This window comes from Actinomadura parmotrematis, assembly GCF_019458805.1.
Lineage (GTDB): Bacteria > Actinomycetota > Actinomycetes > Streptosporangiales > Streptosporangiaceae > Spirillospora > Spirillospora parmotrematis.
Map to the genome: position 1 here is coordinate 69,893 of NZ_JAIBOA010000015.1, position 17,396 is coordinate 87,288.

The 17,396-nt window shown below is 70.7% G+C and carries 22 protein-coding genes; 10 read left to right on the forward strand and 12 right to left on the reverse strand.

Going from position 1 to position 17,396, the window contains the following annotated elements; all coding sequences use genetic code 11:
• The first annotated feature begins 5 nt into the window (after nucleotides 1–5).
• The 6 genes from K1Y72_RS22955 to K1Y72_RS22980 all read left to right on the forward strand — a co-directional run bounded on the left by K1Y72_RS22955 (nucleotide 6) and on the right by K1Y72_RS22980 (nucleotide 5,615).
• Entirely contained in the window at nucleotides 6–302 is a 297-nt protein-coding gene (locus tag K1Y72_RS22955) for a WXG100 family type VII secretion target (RefSeq protein ID WP_220168482.1), read from the forward strand.
• A 121-nt stretch (nucleotides 303–423) separates the two neighbouring features.
• Complete coding sequence (locus tag K1Y72_RS22960; protein WP_220168483.1) at nucleotides 424–1,068, forward strand: WXG100 family type VII secretion target; 645 nt, start codon at nucleotides 424–426, stop codon at nucleotides 1,066–1,068.
• 32 nt (nucleotides 1,069–1,100) lie between these two features.
• Nucleotides 1,101–2,321 carry a WXG100 family type VII secretion target gene (locus K1Y72_RS37285; protein WP_220168484.1) on the forward strand — a complete coding sequence of 407 codons (1,221 nt, stop codon included), beginning with the start codon at nucleotides 1,101–1,103 and terminating at the stop codon, nucleotides 2,319–2,321.
• A gap of 122 nt (nucleotides 2,322–2,443) precedes the next feature.
• Complete coding sequence (locus K1Y72_RS22970) at nucleotides 2,444–3,694, forward strand: S8 family peptidase (protein ID WP_220168485.1); 1,251 nt, start codon at nucleotides 2,444–2,446, stop codon at nucleotides 3,692–3,694.
• A gap of 488 nt (nucleotides 3,695–4,182) precedes the next feature.
• On the forward strand, nucleotides 4,183–5,109 hold the full coding sequence (locus K1Y72_RS22975) for a class I SAM-dependent methyltransferase (RefSeq protein WP_220168486.1): 927 nt from the start codon (nucleotides 4,183–4,185) through the stop codon (nucleotides 5,107–5,109).
• Nucleotides 5,106–5,615 (forward strand): hypothetical protein, encoded by a 510-nt coding sequence (locus K1Y72_RS22980; RefSeq protein ID WP_220168487.1) that lies wholly within the window; start codon nucleotides 5,106–5,108, stop codon nucleotides 5,613–5,615. Before K1Y72_RS22975 ends, K1Y72_RS22980 begins: the two co-directional genes overlap by 4 nt.
• 93 nt (nucleotides 5,616–5,708) lie before the next feature.
• Here K1Y72_RS22980 and K1Y72_RS22985 read toward each other — a convergent pair whose 3' ends face one another.
• From K1Y72_RS22985 to K1Y72_RS23020, 8 genes are all read right to left on the reverse strand, one after another.
• Entirely contained in the window at nucleotides 5,709–7,448 is a 1,740-nt protein-coding gene (locus K1Y72_RS22985; RefSeq protein WP_220168488.1) for a serine/threonine-protein kinase, read from the reverse strand.
• Nucleotides 7,449–7,637: 189 nt separating this feature from the next.
• Nucleotides 7,638–7,832, reverse strand: a complete 195-nt coding sequence (locus tag K1Y72_RS22990) for a hypothetical protein (protein ID WP_220168489.1) — start codon at nucleotides 7,830–7,832, stop codon at nucleotides 7,638–7,640.
• Between the two features lie 345 nt (nucleotides 7,833–8,177).
• On the reverse strand, nucleotides 8,178–8,750 hold the full coding sequence (locus K1Y72_RS22995; RefSeq protein ID WP_220168490.1) for a hypothetical protein: 573 nt from the start codon (nucleotides 8,748–8,750) through the stop codon (nucleotides 8,178–8,180).
• Between the two features lie 44 nt (nucleotides 8,751–8,794).
• Complete coding sequence (locus tag K1Y72_RS23000; protein ID WP_220168491.1) at nucleotides 8,795–9,265, reverse strand: hypothetical protein; 471 nt, start codon at nucleotides 9,263–9,265, stop codon at nucleotides 8,795–8,797.
• Nucleotides 9,266–9,364: 99 nt separating this feature from the next.
• A complete protein-coding gene (locus K1Y72_RS23005) occupies nucleotides 9,365–10,315 on the reverse strand; it encodes a WXG100 family type VII secretion target (RefSeq protein ID WP_220168492.1) in 951 nt (316 codons plus the stop codon).
• On the reverse strand, nucleotides 10,315–10,752 hold the full coding sequence (locus K1Y72_RS23010) for a hypothetical protein (RefSeq protein ID WP_220168493.1): 438 nt from the start codon (nucleotides 10,750–10,752) through the stop codon (nucleotides 10,315–10,317). Before K1Y72_RS23010 ends, K1Y72_RS23005 begins: the two co-directional genes overlap by 1 nt.
• A 25-nt stretch (nucleotides 10,753–10,777) precedes the next feature.
• Nucleotides 10,778–11,212, reverse strand: a complete 435-nt coding sequence (locus K1Y72_RS23015; protein ID WP_220168494.1) for a YbaB/EbfC family nucleoid-associated protein — start codon at nucleotides 11,210–11,212, stop codon at nucleotides 10,778–10,780.
• A 56-nt stretch (nucleotides 11,213–11,268) separates the two neighbouring features.
• Nucleotides 11,269–11,463 (reverse strand): hypothetical protein, encoded by a 195-nt coding sequence (locus K1Y72_RS23020; RefSeq protein ID WP_220168495.1) that lies wholly within the window; start codon nucleotides 11,461–11,463, stop codon nucleotides 11,269–11,271.
• 361 nt (nucleotides 11,464–11,824) lie between these two features.
• Between K1Y72_RS23020 and K1Y72_RS23025 the strand changes: the two genes are divergently transcribed.
• The 3 genes from K1Y72_RS23025 to K1Y72_RS23035 all read left to right on the forward strand — a co-directional run bounded on the left by K1Y72_RS23025 (nucleotide 11,825) and on the right by K1Y72_RS23035 (nucleotide 13,134).
• Nucleotides 11,825–12,637, forward strand: a complete 813-nt coding sequence (locus tag K1Y72_RS23025) for a helix-turn-helix domain-containing protein (protein ID WP_220168496.1) — start codon at nucleotides 11,825–11,827, stop codon at nucleotides 12,635–12,637.
• A complete protein-coding gene (locus K1Y72_RS23030) occupies nucleotides 12,637–12,840 on the forward strand; it encodes a DUF397 domain-containing protein (protein WP_220168497.1) in 204 nt (67 codons plus the stop codon). The genes K1Y72_RS23025 and K1Y72_RS23030 overlap by 1 nt, the downstream gene beginning before the upstream one ends.
• A gap of 87 nt (nucleotides 12,841–12,927) precedes the next feature.
• Nucleotides 12,928–13,134 (forward strand): DUF397 domain-containing protein, encoded by a 207-nt coding sequence (locus tag K1Y72_RS23035; protein ID WP_220168498.1) that lies wholly within the window; start codon nucleotides 12,928–12,930, stop codon nucleotides 13,132–13,134.
• 21 nt (nucleotides 13,135–13,155) lie between these two features.
• On the opposite strand, the gene K1Y72_RS23040 is transcribed toward K1Y72_RS23035, so the two are convergent.
• Nucleotides 13,156–14,007 (reverse strand): hypothetical protein, encoded by an 852-nt coding sequence (locus K1Y72_RS23040; protein ID WP_220168499.1) that lies wholly within the window; start codon nucleotides 14,005–14,007, stop codon nucleotides 13,156–13,158.
• Nucleotides 14,008–14,210: 203 nt separating this feature from the next.
• On the opposite strand from K1Y72_RS23040, the gene K1Y72_RS23045 reads away from it, so the two are divergent.
• A complete protein-coding gene (locus K1Y72_RS23045) occupies nucleotides 14,211–14,729 on the forward strand; it encodes a hypothetical protein (RefSeq protein ID WP_220168500.1) in 519 nt (172 codons plus the stop codon).
• Nucleotides 14,730–14,794: 65 nt separating this feature from the next.
• On the opposite strand, the gene K1Y72_RS23050 is transcribed toward K1Y72_RS23045, so the two are convergent.
• From K1Y72_RS23050 to K1Y72_RS23060, 3 genes are read right to left on the reverse strand one after another with little or no spacing between them, the layout of a single operon-like run.
• Nucleotides 14,795–15,568: an ABC transporter permease gene (locus K1Y72_RS23050; protein ID WP_220168501.1), complete on the reverse strand. Its 774-nt coding sequence runs from the start codon at nucleotides 15,566–15,568 to the stop codon at nucleotides 14,795–14,797.
• Nucleotides 15,565–16,563, reverse strand: coding sequence for an ATP-binding cassette domain-containing protein (locus tag K1Y72_RS23055; protein WP_220168502.1), 999 nt, complete (start codon nucleotides 16,561–16,563; stop codon nucleotides 15,565–15,567). The genes K1Y72_RS23050 and K1Y72_RS23055 overlap by 4 nt, the downstream gene beginning before the upstream one ends.
• Nucleotides 16,564–16,598: 35 nt before the next feature.
• A complete protein-coding gene (locus tag K1Y72_RS23060; protein WP_220168503.1) occupies nucleotides 16,599–17,258 on the reverse strand; it encodes a DUF4097 family beta strand repeat-containing protein in 660 nt (219 codons plus the stop codon).
• Nucleotides 17,259–17,396: the final 138 nt, after the last annotated feature.

Here is a 17,396-nt window from a genome sequence, read left to right on the forward strand (position 1 = left end):
CCCCCGTGAGCGACAGCTACACCAAGGCGAATTTCGGCACGATGCAGCAGGCCCAGGCGGACTTCAGCCTGGCCTACCGCGCCCTGGTCGACGAGCTCGACGACCTGGAGAAGACCCTCGAGAAGCACCTCAACCAGTGGGAGGGCGACGCCGTCACCGCCTACTGGGAGGCCAAGCGCCAGTGGGACGCCGCCGCGGCCCACATCGGCCAGGTCCTCAACCAGCTCGGCGTCGTCATCGGCGAGGCGCACAGCAACTACAGCAGCGCCGAGCGCCGCAACCAGGGCATCTGGGCCGGCTGACGCCAGCGCCCCCGCCCGCGTCCGCTCCGCGACGCCGTGCAGCTCCGCCCGCCACCGCGGGGCTGCACGGCGTCGGTGCTCAGGTCACGCAGCAGCGCATCCCAGCCAGGAGATCGAAGTAATGGCCCCCAACGACCCGCCTCCCCTGTCGAACCAGTACAACCTGACGCCGGAAGAGCTCAAGAAGGTCGAGTACTACACGTACGGACCGAACGGGCCCGTCACGACGACCCCCGTCTACACCGGCAACGAGTACGGCGACACGTACAACCAGCAGCACACCGGCATGACGCAGGCCCAGTGGGACGCCCTCTCCCCGGAGGACCAGAAGTCCCTCTACGTCCAGTACGCCGGGCAGGACATCAAAGACCCGAAGGACATGGACGTCCCGCGCAGCACGCCGCCGGACGGCAAGAACTTCGACCCCAAGGCGGAGAAGGGGTACGAGGTCGATCCGGGCGAGCTGCGGGCGCTGGCCAAGAAGATGGGCCAGGACCTGGACGGCTGGATGAAGCACTTCGGCGCGGTGAAGGGCACCTCGATCACCACGGCGGCCGTCACGAGCACGGACGCGGGCAGCTCCTTCGCGAAGGTCACCGAGGAGGTCAAGACCAACTTCGACCAGCAGATCGGGCTCATCAGCAAGGCGTTCAACGGCCTGATCACCAAGCTGAACAGCACCGCCGACGCCTACGAGGCCGCGCACCACTCGACCAAGAAGGCCGTCGACACCGTGCCGACGTCCGGCGGCAACGTCGACGCCTGAGTCCGCCGTCCGGGAGAACGGGGAAGGAAGCCATGGGCAAAGAGATTACGATCCGGGGCCAGAGCGCGCCGGGCGCCACGAAGTCGTCGGAGAGCTTCGACGAGATCAAGAAGATGCTGTCCAACATCCAGCCCGGCCCGGTGCAGGATGCTTCGGACGCGTACGCCAAGGCTTCCGACTCGCTCGGGGCGATGGCCAACGCGATGCAGAACTACGCCGCGACGGTCATCAAGCACTGGAAGGGCGACGAGGCGCAGAAGGCGCTGGATCAGTTCAAGCAGATCCACACCACCGCCACCGACCTGTCCAACAAGACGCACACGACCGCGCAGAACTACACCTGGTACAAGACCCAGATCCTGGACTGGTACCAGGCCAAGGCCCAGGAGATGAGCGACGGCCTGTTCAGCACCGGCGGCGACGACGACTACGCCCGCCAGATGATGGACAAGTTCAAGATGCGCGCGGGCCAGGCGTACAACAACATCCCGGCGACGGTCACGCAGGACCTTCCCGAGGGGCTCGAGAACGGTAAGACGCCGTACAACGGCGGCGGCCCCCCTGGCGGTCCCGGCGGTGGTCCTGGAGGCGGCCCGGGCGGTGGTCCCGGTGGTGGTCCCGGCGGCTCGCCCAAGTTCAGCGACACGAGCAACCCGTTCGCCAGCAAGAACGACGCTGCGAACCCCCACCTGGCCGGCTTCAGCGACAAGAACGGCGGCTTCGGGACGGGCGGCACCGGTGGTCTGGGCTCGCACCCCGGCGCCGGCGGCTTCGGATCCGATGGCGCCGGGGGCTTCGGCAACAGCGGCAGCGGCGTCGGGAGCGGCTTCGGCGGCGATGGCACGAAGCTGTCCGGCTTCGACCCGACCGGCGGCCTCTCCGGTGGCGGCGGCTTCGGCGGCAGTGGTGCCGGCGGTGGCGGTTTCGGCGGCGGCGCGGGCGGCTTCGGCGGCGGTCCGGGCGGCGGTCTCGGCGGCGGTGCCGGTGCCGGTGGCGGCCTCGGCTCGTTCGCGGGTGACGGCGCGGGCGCGATGGGCGCCGGTGGCGGCCTGCGCGGCGCAGGTGGTGCCGGTGCGGGCACCGGGGCCGGTGCCAACGGCGCGGCCGGGCGCGGCGCCGGCGGCATGCCGATGGGCCATGGCGGTCACGGTGGCAAGGAAGGCGAGCAGGAGCGCGAGCGCTCCACCTGGCTGACCGAGGACGAGGACGTCTGGGGAGCGGACGACGACACCGCGCCCCCCGTCATCGGCTGAGTGCAGGAACGGCGATCGTGACATGGGCGGTCGGGGACGAGATCCCCGGCCGCCCACACGCGCTTCGAGACAAAGGTGGATCAAGGATGCGACGGCGGTTCATGCGACTGGCGGCGGCGACGTTGGCGTTGGGCCTTGCCGCCCTCCCGACGGCCGCTAACGCCGACCCACGGCTCGACAAAGAGCAGTGGTGGTTCGACTCCTGGCACATCCAGCAGGAGGTCTGGCCGCAGACCAAGGGGCAGGGCGTCACGATCGGCCTCATCGACTCGGGCGTGAACTCCCAGCTCCCCGAGTTCAACGGCGCGCTGGTCGCCAGCAGCGGTAAGAACGGCGACGGTCTCAAGGACACCGACTCCGAGGGGCACGGCACCGAGATGGCCGGTCTGATCGTCGGCCGTGGCGGTCGGGTCACCGGAGTCGCCCCGGCCGCCAAGGTCATGCCGATCGTGAACGAGGCCATCGGCGACGTCGAGATGGCTGCGGCCATCCGATACGCCGTCGATCACGGCGTGAAGGTCGTCAACGTCTCTCAGGGCGGTGGCAGCTCATCCGACAAGGACTCCTGCCCACCCAAGACCGCCGAGGCCGTCGCCTACGCTGCGACCAAGGACGTTGTAGTGGTGGCCTCTTCGGGCAACACGGGCGACACCCAGAACTGGCCCGAGTGGCCCGCATCGTGCGCGGGCGTCCTGGCCGTCGGCGGGATCGACCACACCGGCCGGCCCTGGGCGAATACGCAACGGCAGAGCTACGTGACGGTCGCCGGCCCGGGAGCCGGGATCCGTGAGATGTCCAGCGACGGCAAGCTGTACCTGGGTAACGGCACTAGCCAGGCCGCCGCCCTCATCTCCGGCGCCATAGCGCTGATCCGCAGCAAGTACCCGGACATGCCGGCCCGCAAGGTCGTCCAGGTCGTCACCAACACCACCGTGGACGTCGGCCCGAAGGGGCGCGACGACCAGACGGGCTACGGCCTCGTCAGCATCCGGCGCGCGCTCGCCAACGCGAACAAGATCCCTGAGAGCGCGCCCAACCCGGTGTACCAGCGCCTCGACAAGGCCGTCGCCGCGCAGAAGGCCAAGGACGGCCCGTCCGCCACGCCGCAGGCCGCGGGCACCAAGGACGACGACGGGGGCGGTTCCGGGACGCTGATCCTGGGGGTCGTCGGCCTGGTCGTCCTCGTCGCGATCGTCCTCGTCGTGTTCCTGGTCCTGCGCGGCAGGAAGACCCCGCGCGGCCCGCAGCCGCCGTCCGGCCCGTCGTTCGGCCCGCCGTCCGGCTCGGCCTACCCCGGCCCGCCCCCCTCCTTCCAGCAGCCCCCCTCCGGCCCCCCGCAGAGCGGCAACTACCCGCCCCCCGGCAACCGCTGATCCCTTCGACCATTCGGCAGAGCCGATGAACGGACCCGGAAATGGCCATTTCCGGGTCCGTTCATCGGCTCTGCTTTTTCGGCTGCCGATTCTTTCTGCGCTTTTCTCCGTTGCCCGGGCATGCGGAAAATCCACTAGAGGCGCCCGTACCCGCCATAGAGAGGCTCGGGCCGGAGCACGTCCCGGCTGTCCGACGTCAGAGAACATCGTTCCTCGGCCCCCGGTACCGCACCTTCGCTCCCGACCTGCAAGAGCACGCCGCCTTGCGGCACCGCAGCGGACGGCCGCGCTTGGCGACCGCCGTCAGGACAGTGTTCGTGCTGTTCAGGATCGTCTACGCGATGGCCGGCCGAAGGGGGCGGCTGGCGCGCAAGACCGCGCGGCCGAGGCGGCGACGATAGGGATGCGAACAGTTGCGTCCGGAGGGCGATGGACCCGCGCGTCCGGTTGGGCCGGGGGAAGATCTTTCGCTCGCTAGGCTGGGCGTGATGCCCCAGTTTGAGATCTCCGATCTGATCACGGTCACGGACCCGCGCAGCCTGCGGCGCGCCCCGGTCCGCCGGGACGATGTCCTCCGGACGCTCGCCGAGGCGGGGAACAGGCGCGCGGCCCGCATCGTCGGCACCCTGCCCGTGGACGGGGACGGCGTCCTCGATCCCGCCGCCGTGGACCGGCTGCTGATCGGCGTGCACACCGAACTGCAGCGCCTCAGCGAGGAGATGCGCATCGGCGAGCGCGTGCTCCACCTGCTCGGACCGCTGCTGGAGGCGATCCGCGAGACCGCCGAGCCGGGCGCCCGGCTCCGCCTGGTCGACATCGGCTGCGGGCTCGGCTACCTCGTCCGCCGGCTCGCCGCCACCCGCGCCCTCGGCCCCGGCGTCGAGCTCATCGGCGTCGATCTGGACGCCGCCCTGGCCGGCGAAGCCGCCCGCCTCGCCCAGGCCGAGGGATTGGACTGCCGCTTCGTCCACGCCAACGCCTTCGACCTGCCCGAGGCGGCGACCGTCTACGTCTCCACCGGCGTCCTGCACCATTTCCGCGGGCCCGCCCTGGCGGAGTTCCTCCAGGCCCAGGCGGCGTCCTCGGCGGTGGCGTTCTGCCACTTCGACATCGCGGCGACGCCCATCACGCCCCTGGGTGCGTGGGTGTTCCACCGGGCCAGGATGCGCCACCCGCTGGGCCGCCACGACGGCGTCGCCTCCGCCCGCCGCGCGCACAGCGACGAGACGCTGCTGCACGCCGCCGACATCCCGGGAATCCGGCCGCTGGTCTACGAACCCCGGGGCCTGGCGAACCCCTTCTGCACGACCCTGCGTCCCCTCCTCGGCATCCGGCCCCACCTGGAAGAGCCCTTCCGCCGGGCCATGGGCCGCGCCTCCCGCCGCCTCGTCGGCCCCGAACGGTTCGCCGCATGACCCCCGCCCTCCCGCTGGCGGCGCTCGGCCTGATCGACGCGGCCTTCAGCGGCTTCCGCGCCTACGCCGGGCGCGACGCCCGCATCCGCAAGCACCGCGCCGTCCTGCGGGCCTCGCTCCGCGGCCTGGCCGTCGGCTCGGCCCTGCTCCTGGTCCCCATCCTCACGGCCTGCGCCGTACTGCTGACAGCGACCGACCAGTCCCGGGCCTACGACCGCCTGGTCGACGGCGGCACCGCCTACCTGCTCTGCATCGCCGCCTACGCCCTCGCCGTCGCGCTCTCGCTGGCCGCTTACTTCGTCCTGCCCTTCCGCGCCAGCACCCTCGCGATGGTCATCGGGCTGGGCCCGCTCACCCTCCTGCGCCCCCTCGTCCTGGCCGCGGGCTGCACCGTCGCCCTCGCCGCAGGCGGCTGGCCGTCCCTGCTGGTGAGTGCGACCGCCGGCGCCGCCGCCCTCGCGACCGAGCAGATCGTCCACCGCCGCTGGTACTCCCGACCCCTCTGACCGCGCTCACCCGGCGACGACCGGGCGGTCATCCCCGTGGCGCCGCTCCGCCTCCGGCGGCATGGACGATCCTCGCCCCGCCGGCGCTGTGGATCAGGACCACGCCTGGAGCACGACGTCGTCGCAGGAGCCCTTGCCGGCGCCGTCGAGCCAGCAGTAGACGGTGCCGGAGGTGGTCCCGGCGCCGCCGGTGGTGAAGCCCATGGTGAAGCGGGTCCATGAGGAGGAGGTGGTGGCCCGCCACGAGCCGACGTTGGGGTCGGGGGTCTTGAGTCCGAGCATCGTCCGCGGACCGGCGGCGCGCGCCCAGCCGGTGAGGGTGTAGCGGGTGTGCGGGCGCAGGGTCAGGTGCTGCTCGATGGCCGCGTCGCTGCCGCTGGTCGCGGACAGCAGGACGCCGCTGCCGGTGTGGCCGCTGCCACCGGTCACGCTGCCGCGGAACGTCCACCCGGCGGTGCCGTTGAACCCGGCGTTGGCGATGAGGTTCGGCCCGGACGGGCCCGTCGCGGTCGCCGGGGCCTTCGACCGGCGCTTCTTGGCGGAGGCGGTGGGGCTCGGCCGTCCGGAGGCCGTGGTGGTGGCGGTGGCGCTCGCGGAGGGCTTGGCGCCGGGCTCGGCCGTCCTGGACGCGGCCCGCCCGGTCCCGCTCCGGGGCCGGGCGGCCACTCCGGCCTGTGCTGCCTGCGTGGAGGTGGCGGACGCCGGTTCCTCGCCGCCGCTCCGCATCAGCAGGGCGACGGGCGCCGCGCCGAGGAGCGCGACCCCGGCCGCAGCGGCGACCGGGACCGCCCAGCGGGGGCGCCTGCGGGCCGGACGCCGATCGGCCACGGGCATCGTGCCGGCGTCCCGGGGACCGGTCGCGGGCGGCGGTGCGGCGGGGACGGACGGGCTGGGCGGCGCGGGGATGGACAGGCCGGGCGTCAGCCCGGGGAAGGGAGGGGGCTCGGCGGGCAGACCGGGGAAAGGCGGGAGGTCGGCCGGCAGGCCGGGGAAGGGCGGGGGCTCGCTGACGACCTGCGCGGAGCCGGTCAGGCGGGCGACGATCTGGTCGGCGGTGGGGCGGTGCGCCGGGGACTTGGCCAGGCACGCCGCGACCAGGTCCCGCAGCGGCGGCTGGAGCACGCCGAGGTCGGGGGTGCCGGTGATGATGGCGTTGAACAGGGAGGGCAGCGTCGTCGAGGCGAAGGCCGGTCGCCCGTTGGCGGCGCGGACCATGGTGACGCCCCAGGAGAACACGTCGGCGGCCGGTCCGACCGGCTCCTCGGTGAGCTGCTCGGGCGCCAGGTAGGCGGGGGTGCCGATGAGCTGGCCGTGCCGGGTCACGCCGCCGCCGGCGTCGTCCAGGGCGCGCGCGATCCCGAAGTCGATCACCACGGGGCCGTCGGGGCCGAGCAGGATGTTGTCGGGCTTGAAGTCGCGGTGCTGGACGCCCGCCCGGTGGATCGCGGCGAGGGCCGTGGCCGTGTTCAGCGCGAGGCGTTCCAGCGCCGCACCGGTGCGCGGGCCGTCGGCGCGCAGGGACTCCTCCAGGGAAGGTCCCGGCACGTACTCGCTGGCGATGTAGGGGACGCCGTCGATCAGGCCCGCGTCGATGATCTGCGCGGTGCAGAAGCGGGCGACGCTCCCGGCCGTGCTGACCTCGCGCAGGAAGCGGCTCCGGGCGGCCTCGTCGCCGACCAGGTGCGGGTGCAGCACCTTGACCGCCGCCTGCCGCCCGTCGTCCCCCCGGCCGAGGTAGACGACGCCCTGGCCGCCCTCGCCGAGCCGGCCGAGCAGCCGGTAGCCCGCGACCGACGCGGGATCGCCCGCACGCAGCGGTTGAAGCTTCGCCATTCGCCCATCCCCCGACAGAACGTCCAAGATCGCCATCGTAGCGATCAATGTCGGCGGCGTGGGCGGAACGGACTCCGCCGATGAACGCCCACCGATCACCCGGCCCCGCGACCCGCGTCGCGCCGCGCCGCGCCGCGAACTCCGGACGCAGGCGCGCGATGGGCGCTCGCGGCGATCGCCCACGTGCGGTCAGAGGTGGAACCAGTCGGAGTTGTCCTTACCGGGCCGGGAGCCGTAGAGCGGGATGGCCTGGGGACGGGCGCCGGCCCGCGTGTTCTCATCACCAGAGGGGAAGGCGCGCAAGACGCGATCGACCCGGGTATCGACGTAGAAGTTCGACGGCTTCTTGGAATGGCCGGATCTCCTTCCATCCAGCGAATCCATGCGGGGAGCATCCAATGCGCCGGGCAGAGCCGGTAGGCCGCGGCGACGAGAATGCAGAAGAAGCCCGGCGGAAGGCATGAAATGAAAACCGCACCGCTCGCGCCCGGGGGGATTCGGATGGAGACGAAGGCGCCGCCGTAGAAGAAAAGGCCGACGCCGGCGAACCATCCTAAACTGAGCGGGTGCCAGGCTTTTTGATTCCCCGTGTAGGACACTTCTGGATCGCAGAAGAGTCCGTAACCGCCGTGCGGATACCAGGAGAACCACAAGCCTTTGAAGGCGAGGACGGAAAGGGTGATGGCGATCGATGATATCGCCAGGAGTATGACGAACCAGGGTAGAGGGTCACTCACTGTCGTCCTTGGTGATACGGCCGTAGGTGATGGTGGAGTCAGTCGGCTTTGCCCTTTCCGGAGGGGGATCGCGAAGCGGGATGGGTTCGGGGTGGGCGCCGGCCCGGGTGTTCTCGTACCGGAAGGGGAAGGTTCGCAGGACGCGATCGACCCGGGTGTCGACGTAGAAGTTCGACGGCTTCTCGGGGACGGCCGGGTCGCCTTCCATCCAGCGAATCCATGCGGGGAGCATCCACCGCGCAGGGCGGACCCGGTAGATCACGCCCACGATGACGCAGACGACGCCGGGTGAGATGGAAGTCGTGAAAACCGCGTTGAACATGTCCGGGGAAACGGAAGTGGCGACCAGAGGTCCGCCGTAGAAGAAGACGGCGGATCCACCGTTCCATCCGATGCTGAAAGGGTGGACCGTGCCCCGGTTCATGGTCGTCGACACCCTGTTTTTCTGGAGGAGCCCGTAGCCGCCGTGCGGATACCAGGAGAACCACAGGCCCTTGTAGGCCAGGACGGCGAGGGTGGTGGTGGCGGAGACTGGAATCAAGATGAGCAGGAGGAGGAGCGTCACATTCATTGCGTCCCCTGGTACTGCGGCTGGATCCAAATATGGAATCAGTCGGAACTGTCCTTGCCGGGCCGGGATCCGTAGAGCGGGAGGGGCTTGGGATCGGCGCCGACCCGAGAGTTGCCGGCGTGGAAGGGGAAGGTGCGCAGGATGCGATCGACTCGGGTGTCGATATGGAAGTCAGGTGGTCTCTCCTTTATTTTTGGATCTCCTTCCATCCAGCGTATCCAGGGAGGAAGCATCCAGCGAGCCGGGAGTATTCGATACCATATTCCGATGGTGAAGCAGAGGAGTGCGGAGATGCTGCCCGCGAGGAAAAGGGCGTTCTGTGCGGCCTGCGGGATGTGGAAATACAAAATGGCTTGCACGTTCAGGATGGCTCCGCCCATGGCGTGCCATCCGAAAACGAATGGTCGAGAAAATTTCGGATACCAGGAGAACCACAGGCCCTTGTAGGCGAGGACGGCGAGCGTGATGGCGGTGAAGTATATGAGAAAGAGGAGGGCGAACCAGATCATTTTTCACCACGGGAGGTGTCGGGGCGGGGCGGAGCGACCAGTGCCGATGGGCGGTCCCGGTCGTGGAGGACGGGCGAGCTCCGGTCCGTCGTGAGCTGCTCAGCGGTGTGGCTGTGTGCCATCGACGTAGGTGCGGGCGGGCTTGTCCGATCCCTTGTCGTCGGTGCCGTAATCGTCGGCCTGGATGCCCCCGGCGGCGAGCCCCTTTTCCAGCAGGTCGGATCCGATCGGACCCCCGTGGCGTGTGTCGGCGCCTCCGATGGCGCTGAGAATGCCCTCCAGGTTGGAGAACCCCGCGGTGCGAGCCGTGCCTCCCGCTCCGGCCTTGCCCATGAATTCCCCGGTGTACTTCTGCTCCAGAAAGTTGACCAAGCCCTTGAGCTGGTCGTCCAGGCTGTGCACGAGCGCTTGCCGGAAAGTGCTGCCCACCTCGTCGTTGCCATGGGCTCGCTGGCGGTCCATGTCCACGCCGAGCAGGACCGAGAACAGCGCGGCCACGGCGATGGAGGTTCCGGTCAGCACTTTGGAGGAGATGTTGAGGATGGTGAAAGCCTGGGTGGCGAACGTGTTCGCCTCTGCTTCGATCTCCAAGGCGGCTGGGGCACCGACGATGCTGCCGGCGGCGATCGCGATCGCGGTGGCGAAGATCGTTAACAGGGTCACCACGCCGAACATCAGATAGATGAAGACGCCGATCAGCATGGCGAGCAGGCGGAGCGCCGTCTCGATGACCTGGGCGTAGTCGGCTGCCGCGGTAAGTTGCGCGTGGTAGTCGTGCATCCGGTCGGTGAAGGCGGTGCGGTCCTCGCCCGCCCAATCCGTTTCCGGGATGCGGCCGATGAGCTGAGTGACGGCGGCTTGGGCGTGCCGGATCTGGTCGGCGGTCTCCTTCCAGCCGTCGGCTCCCTCCCAGATGCCGGCCGGATCGCCTTGGGCTGCGTAGACGATCGGGTTGATGGGGATGGCGGCCGGGATGATGCACGACGCCCACAGCGACTCGTACATGGACGCCTCGGCGAGTCCCTTGCAGGGATCCAGCGGTGTTCCCATCAGTCGCCCTTCTTGATGGTGGACTTGCGCTCGGCCTCGTCCTGCACGCCGGCGGCCTTGTGGAGGCGGTCGTTGACGTCCATCGCGTACCTGGTCTTGGTCTTGAGGTCTTCGTCGACGAACTCGATCACCTGCGTGTAGGCGGCCGCGCAGGTGTAGGCGAAGGTGGTGAAGGCGTCGGACTGGACGTCGCGGGGTGCGGCGTTGAGCTTGTAGCGCGCCTGCGTGAAGATCTTCTGGAGTTCGGTCTCGATCTCGTCGCCGAGCTTGCGCAGGTCGTCCGGAGCGAAGCGGACCTCGCCGCTGCTCTTCGCGGGCCGCATGCCCGGCTCCGGCTTGGCCGGGCCGGGGGCCGGGGGCCCGCCGGACGGGTCACCGGACGGACTGCGGTCGCGCGCCGGGGAGTTGAGGATCTGGTCGATGCGGTTGCCGCCCACGGGTCTGCTCCCTGCTCTCTCCGGCTCAGCCGAACCGGCGCTTCAGTTCGCTCATCATGAGCTGCGAGTCCCGGCCGGCCTTCTCGAACATGTGCTGCGTCTCCTTCAGCGACGCCATGAGCTGGTCGGCGTTGCGCAGCGCGGCCAAAGGGTCGGTGTCCGTGCCGTATTCCGCTTCGGTGAGCCGCTGGACCTGGGCGTCCAGGTCTTGCCGGGCCGCGCGGGCGGCGGCGCGGACCGCCGACGAGAGCTCCTCCGAACCGAGCCGCATCGCCCTTGGATCGATGCGGAGTTCGGCCAGCGGATCGTTCGGGGCGCAGATGACGCTGACGCGTCCGTCGCCGGACTCGCCGTGCCCGCGCAGCCCGGTCATCTCCTCCCGGAGCCGGGCGAGGCGCTGCGTGCGCTCGATGGCCGCCTTGGCCAGCTCTTGCGGATCGGTGCTGTTGAAACCGGCCACCACAGCTCCCCTGACTGAGTTATCGACAATGGAAAGGACTGTAGTGGAGAATGATGTTACGTGTAGCGGTTTGAGGTGAAATGTGGAGGGTGAGGGATGGGGGGTGCGGGAGGCTTCGAGAGCGGGGTGGGGCGATGCCTGCCGTGGTAGTCGGGGGCGCGGAGGGCGGCGACCGTGAAGGCGGTGAGCATGATGAGTGCGAAAGCGGCGATGAGGGCGGCCGCCGCGATGGCGACGATCATGAAGTTCACAGGGCCGCCTCGATGCGCGCCTGCTGCGCGAGGGCGGCGCGAGGTGCTCGCCGTCGTCCTCCACGAGCGTCGCGCTGAGGCCGTGGTAGAGCTCGCGATCGGTGAGCGGCCGCCCCATGCGCGTGGCGACGAGGTATTTCGCGGACGGCGGCCGGCGGATGCGCCAGGACGGATACATCGCGCGGAGCGATGCGAGTTCCCGATCATTCACGAATGCCCTCCTCGATACGCCGTGAATTCGTGGTGGCAAGGTTCGCAAAGGGGGATTACTCTGGGCTACGAACCGTTCACCCCCCGCACGGCACCCCCGCCAGGCTGTACGGGAACCGGCACCGGCGGGACGGCATCCGGGAGCACCCCCATGGCACCCCAGCGCGGAAACGAACCGTTCGGCCCGCAGAAGTCGTTCGTCATCGAGATGCGGAGCCGCCGCGAGAACGCCGGCCTCTCCCGGCACAAGCTGGCCGAGGCGCTCGGCTGCTCGCCGCAGTGGCTCGCCAAGGTGGAGAACTACGAGAAGCCGCCCTCGGAGGGCCTGGCGGACGACCTCGACACGTTCTTTGAGGCCGTCGGCGCCTTCCACCGCCTGTGGGAGCAGATCGTCGAGGCACGCAAGCAAGGCTTGATCCCGCGCGGCTTCCGCCCGCTCATCGAGGCGGAGAAGGAGGCCAACCAGATCTGCATTTACGGGCCTCTGCTCATCCCGGGGCTGCTTCAGTGCGAGGAGTACGCGCGTCTAGCGTTGAGCGTCGGTCGTCATCCGGAGAAGGCGGAAGAACTCGTCAGTATTCGTATGGATCGGCAGAAGCTGCATTCGAAGGCCGTGCCGCCCTGGCTCTTCATCCTGCTCAAGGAGTCGGTGATCCGCGACCTGCCAGAGGCCGTGCGGATCGAGCAGTGCAAGATTCTGCTGACGCTGATGCAGCAGCCCAGGGTCTCCATTCAGATCATCCCGAACAGTGCGGCGGTTTTCGAGCCGAGCGGCTTCCAGGTGCTGAGCTTCGACGGCTCACCGGACGTCGCCTACGTCGAAGGGGCGAACGGCCACGGCCAGATGCTCGACGACCCGTGTGACGTCCACGGGCTTGTCGTACTCTTCAATGCGTTGAGATCGGCGGCGCTCTCGACACGGGAGACCACCGCTCTGATCCGCTCGATCATGGAGGACCAGTGATGACGATCGGCCCGGTTACCACTTCCTGGCGTAAGAGTTCGTACAGCGGTTCCGCCGGTGACGACTGCGTTGAGCTGGCGGGAGCCGTCGACGGCGTCCTGCTGCGCGACTCCAAGGACCCGGACGGGCCCAAGCTGGCCTTCGGGCGCGTCGTGCTGGCCGCGCTCGCCGACGAGATCCGTGCCGGGCGGCACGACCTCTGATTCATCGGTGTGCGGGCGCTCGGAGCGGTCTCCGGTGGTACTGGCCGGAGGGTCCGGGCGCCCGATCGATTCGATCCTGGAGGACTAGTGATCACAATCGGCCCGACGTCCACCTCGTGGCGTAGGAGCTCCTACAGCGGTTCCGCCGGGGACAACTGCGTTGAGCTGGCGGGCGTCGCCGGCGGTGTCCTGGTGCGCGACTCCAAGGAGCCGGACGGGGCCGGGCTGGCCTTTCGGCGCGGGGTGTTCGCCGCCTTCGCTCGGGAGGTCCGGGACGGGCGGCACGATCTCTGAGGGTGCCGAGGTGAGCGCGCGTCAGTGTGTGGTGAGGCAGGGTTTGCAGGCTGCCAGGGCCGCGGCGGCGTCGCGGGCCGCGGCTTCGGCGCCCGCGCGGGCCTGGGCCTCGTCCAGGGGGCGGGCCTGTGACTGGCGGGGCGTGCCGAGCGAGCCGGGCAGGAAGGTGGCGCCCTCGTAGCCGACGACGATGAGGGCGTTGCGGACGCGCACCGTCGCCTCGACCTTGCCGGTAGCGCTGAGCCCGCCGGCGACGGCGTGCTGAGTGAACGCCTGGTCGCCGACGCCGGGCAGGAGGGTCGGCGCCTCCGAATGCACCTGGAGGCCGGCGTTCTCGGACGTGCCCGCCAGGTCGCGCGCCGCCTGCCAGGCCGTGGTGTAGGCGGACCGGGCCGTGTCCAGGCCCTGCCGGGGGTCGCTGTAGAGGCGGATCAGGACGTCGATGTCGTGGGAGGCCGTCTCCTGGTCGCGCGCGCCGGTGAGCGGCTGCTCCCAGTGGCACGACGCGGCGCGCTGGCCGGCGCTGCCGTTCGTCGGGGGGAGGGCGCGGGCGGTGGCTCCCGGCGCGTACTTCCCGAGGGTCGCCGAGGTGATCGTTCCGCAGGGGGCGGGGAGCGAGGTGTAGCGGTCCGGGGTCTTGTCCGAGCCGGACAGGCCCCACACGGCGGCGCTCGCCGCGAGGGCGGCGAGAGCGGCGGCTCCGGCGGCGTAGAGCCAGGGCTTGCGGCGCGGGCGGGGGGACGGGCCGGGCGCTGTTTCCGGTGCTGCGGGCGGCGGTCCTTCCGGTGCGGTCGGTTCCGGTGCGGCGTCCGCCGGTTCGGGGGGCAGGAACTGCGGCTGCGCGCTGTGCTCGGGCGTGCCGGAGGTACCCACGCGAACTCCCCAGAGGCTCGGAAAAGACGCGTTCGAGCCTAACGGGTCGGCCGCCGTCACCGCGGCCTTCGCGCTGGTGCGTACCCAAGGGGAGTACCGGGAGACGCTCGATGCCCGGACGGCCATGACCGGACATTGACAGCCGTGCGAGGGGTCGGTTTGCTGGTCCGTCAATGACCGGCGACGGTAGAAGAGGGTGACGTATGAGCGGGTTTCTGGGGCACCGGGAGTTGCTCCTGGTCGAGGACCGGCTCGCCACCTGGGAGCGCGACGTCCTCGCCACCGTGCGGCGGCCGCGCGGCAGCTGGCGGACGCTGTTCCTCACCACCGACCGGACGATCTGGCTGGAGCGCCCGGACGGCGCGCGCCTCCTCGGCGTCGAGCTGACCGCCGGGAACGGCAGGGTCGAGCACGTGGACGTCCTGGACGCGGCGGGCGAGCGGTTCGCGCGGATCCCGCGCCGGCCGGGCGGCCTCACCGGCGAGCGGTTCGAGATCTTCGACGGGGCGGGCGCCGTGGCGGGCGAGATCAGCGGGAGCGGCGTGACGCAGGAGCACACCGTCCGCGACGCCCGGCGCACCGACGTGGCGCGCGGCTCGGGGACGGAGGGCGACCGCCGCGTCAGCCTGAGCCCGCAGTGCTCGGCGCCCCTGGCCGCCGCGTTCGTCGGCTTCAACGTCGCCTACGCCGAGTGGAGCCTGCGCCACGTCGCCGACATCTGAGGCGGGAACGGCAGCGGGCCGCCGGACCTCGTCGGTCCGGCGGCCCGCGTTCGGCCGGCGCACGGTCACGCCCGGTTGAAGATGCGCTTGGCCCACAGGTAGGAGAGGGCGGCGATGCCGGCGCACCAGGCCACCGCGATCGGGCCGCTGTCGCCGATCTCGGAGCCGAGCAGCAGGCCGCGCAGCGTCTCCATGATCGGGGTGAAGGGCTGGTACTCGGCGAACCAGCGCAGGACGGTCGGCATGGAGTCGGTCGGGACGAAGCCGCTGCCGAGGAAGGGCAGGATGATCAGCGGCATCGGGGCGTTGCTGGCGGACTCGGGGTTGGGGGACTTCAGGCCGAGCGCGACGGCGAGCCAGGTGATCGCCAGGGCGAACAGGGCGAACAGCCCGGTCGCGGCGAGCCACTCGACGACGGAGGCGTTCGGGCGGAAGCCGATGGCCAGCGCGATGCCGACGAGGACGGCCGCGCCGAGGAGCTGCTGCACGATGCTGCCGACGACGTGGCCGGTGAGGACCGACGCCCGGGAGATCCGCATGGTGCGGAAGCGGGCGATGATGCCCTCGGTCATGTCGGTGGCGACCATGACGGCGGTGCCGGTCGCGGCGGTCGCGGCCGCCATCAGCAGGATGCCGGGGACGACGTAGTTGACGTAGGCGTGGCGGCCGCCGCCGATGCCGTCGCCGAGGGTGCCGCCGAAGACGTAGACGAACAGCAGCAGCAGGATGACCGGCGTGACGATCAGCTGGATGGTCATGGACGGGTAGCGGACCAGGCGCTTCAGCTGGCGCCGGATCATGGTGGAGGAGTCGCGGGCGGCGAGGGAGAGGGTGCTCATCGGGAGGTCTCCTGCTTCTGGTCGGCGGGGGCGGGGGCGGGGACGGCGGCCGGCCGGCCGGTGAGGGTGAGGAACACGTCGTCGAGGTCGGGGGTGTGGACGCTCATCTCGGCGACGTCGACGGAGCGCTCGTCCAGGCGGGCGAGGAGCTCGCGGACGGCGCGGACGCTGCCGTCGCTCGGCACCTGCAGGGTGAGCGCCTCGGGGTCGGGGACGCCCGCGCCGACGGCGTCGCGGGCGGCGTCCAGCAGGTGCGCGCTCGCGAAGGTGAGCTCGATGTGGCCGCCGGGGATGAGGCGCTTGAGCTCCTCGGGGGTGCCCTCGGCGATCAGCCGCCCGTGGTCCAGGAGCGCGACGCGGCCGGCGAGCTGGTCGGCCTCCTCCAGGTACTGGGTGGTGAGGAAGATGGTGACGCCGGCGGCGACGAGCTCGCGGACGATGCCCCACATGGCGCGGCGGCTGCGCGGGTCCAGGCCGGTGGTGGGCTCGTCCAGGAAGATCACGCGGGGGTCGCCGACCAGCGTCATCGCCAGGTCGAGGCGGCGCTGCATGCCGCCGGAGTAGGTGGAGGCGGGCTTGCGGGCGGCGTCCACCAGGTCGAAGCGCTCCAGCAGCTCGGCGGCCCTGCGCCTGCCGTCCCGGCGCGGCAGGTGCTTGAGGTCGGCCATGAGGAGCAGGTTCTCCTCACCGGTGAGCAGCTTGTCGACGGCCGAGTACTGGCCGGTGACGCCGATCGCGCCGCGCACGTCGTCGGCCTGGCGGGCCAGGTCGAACCCGGCGACGCGGACGTCGCCGGCGTCGGGCTTCAGCAGGGTGGACAGGATCTGGACGGTGGTGGTCTTGCCGGCGCCGTTCGGGCCGAGCAGGGAGAAGATCGTGCCGTCCGGGACGGCGAGGTCGACGCCGTCGAGGACGATCTTGTCGCCGGTCCCGTCGCCCTTGGCGGCGGGGTAGGACTTGCGCAGTCCGGTCGCTGAGATGGCCAGGTCGCTCATGGTGGGGGGTTCCTCCGGGAGTGGGCGGTCGCGGGTCAGAGGCTGCGGGCGGTGATGTCGCCGCTGACGGTGGTGGCGCGGATGTCGAGCGCGGGGGCGCCGTCGTTCTTCAGGGCGTTGCTGACGCGGCCGTGCGAGGTGCCGGCGTCCAGGGCGGCGGAGACGCCCGCGGCGGCGGCGATGGTGATGTCGCCGTCCTTGGTGTCGAGCGCGACCTCGCCGCCGGTGGCCTCGGCGATGGTGATGTCGCCGCGCTGGACGCTGATCCGCGCCGGGCCGCCGAGCCGGCCGACCTCGACGTCGCCGTCGGTGGCGGTGAGGGTCAGGGCGGCGGTCTCGTCGAGCTTGACGCTGCGGTAGGCGCCGTCGAAGGCGACGTCGCCGAGGCGGCCGACGCCGCGCAGCTCGGCGGCGGCCGAGGTGCCCTGGACGCGGGAGCCGGCGGGCAGCCGGACGGTCACCTCGACCGAGCCGCCGCCCTTGAGGCCGCGGTCGGCGGGGACGTCGACGCGCAGGACGCCGTCGGCGCAGGTGACGGTGGTCCGCTCGGCGGTCCTGGCGTCGCGGCTCTTGCCGGCGGTGGCGGGCCGGACCTCGACGGTGGCGTCGGCGCGGTCGGCGGCGATGACCTGGACGCGGCCGGCGGGGACGTTCAGGACGGCGGTGACGGGGGTGGTGGCGGCGAAGGTGTGCACGGTGCGCTCCTGGGTGTTCCGCCCTGCGGCGGCTTGTTTCTGACATTGGAAACGCTACGTTGCCTTCACGAATCCTGCAATGTCATTTTTGCGCTCTAGCTGTATATATGCAGGTCAACAACATGATTTTGTTGCAAC

Coding starts and splice junctions, on each gene's coding strand:
- K1Y72_RS22960 (WP_220168483.1), top strand. CDS start 424: ATGGCCCCCAACGACCCGCCTCCCCTGTCGAACCAGTACAACCTGACG.
- K1Y72_RS37285 (WP_220168484.1), top strand. CDS start 1,101: ATGGGCAAAGAGATTACGATCCGGGGCCAGAGCGCGCCGGGCGCCACG.
- K1Y72_RS22975 (WP_220168486.1), top strand. CDS start 4,183: ATGCCCCAGTTTGAGATCTCCGATCTGATCACGGTCACGGACCCGCGC.
- K1Y72_RS22980 (WP_220168487.1), top strand. CDS start 5,106: ATGACCCCCGCCCTCCCGCTGGCGGCGCTCGGCCTGATCGACGCGGCC.
- K1Y72_RS22985 (WP_220168488.1), bottom strand. CDS start 7,448: ATGGCGAAGCTTCAACCGCTGCGTGCGGGCGATCCCGCGTCGGTCGCG.
- K1Y72_RS22990 (WP_220168489.1), bottom strand. CDS start 7,832: ATGGATTCGCTGGATGGAAGGAGATCCGGCCATTCCAAGAAGCCGTCG.
- K1Y72_RS23000 (WP_220168491.1), bottom strand. CDS start 9,265: ATGATCTGGTTCGCCCTCCTCTTTCTCATATACTTCACCGCCATCACG.
- K1Y72_RS23005 (WP_220168492.1), bottom strand. CDS start 10,315: ATGGGAACACCGCTGGATCCCTGCAAGGGACTCGCCGAGGCGTCCATG.
- K1Y72_RS23025 (WP_220168496.1), top strand. CDS start 11,825: ATGGCACCCCAGCGCGGAAACGAACCGTTCGGCCCGCAGAAGTCGTTC.
- K1Y72_RS23030 (WP_220168497.1), top strand. CDS start 12,637: ATGACGATCGGCCCGGTTACCACTTCCTGGCGTAAGAGTTCGTACAGC.
- K1Y72_RS23045 (WP_220168500.1), top strand. CDS start 14,211: ATGAGCGGGTTTCTGGGGCACCGGGAGTTGCTCCTGGTCGAGGACCGG.
- K1Y72_RS23050 (WP_220168501.1), bottom strand. CDS start 15,568: ATGAGCACCCTCTCCCTCGCCGCCCGCGACTCCTCCACCATGATCCGG.
- K1Y72_RS23055 (WP_220168502.1), bottom strand. CDS start 16,563: ATGAGCGACCTGGCCATCTCAGCGACCGGACTGCGCAAGTCCTACCCC.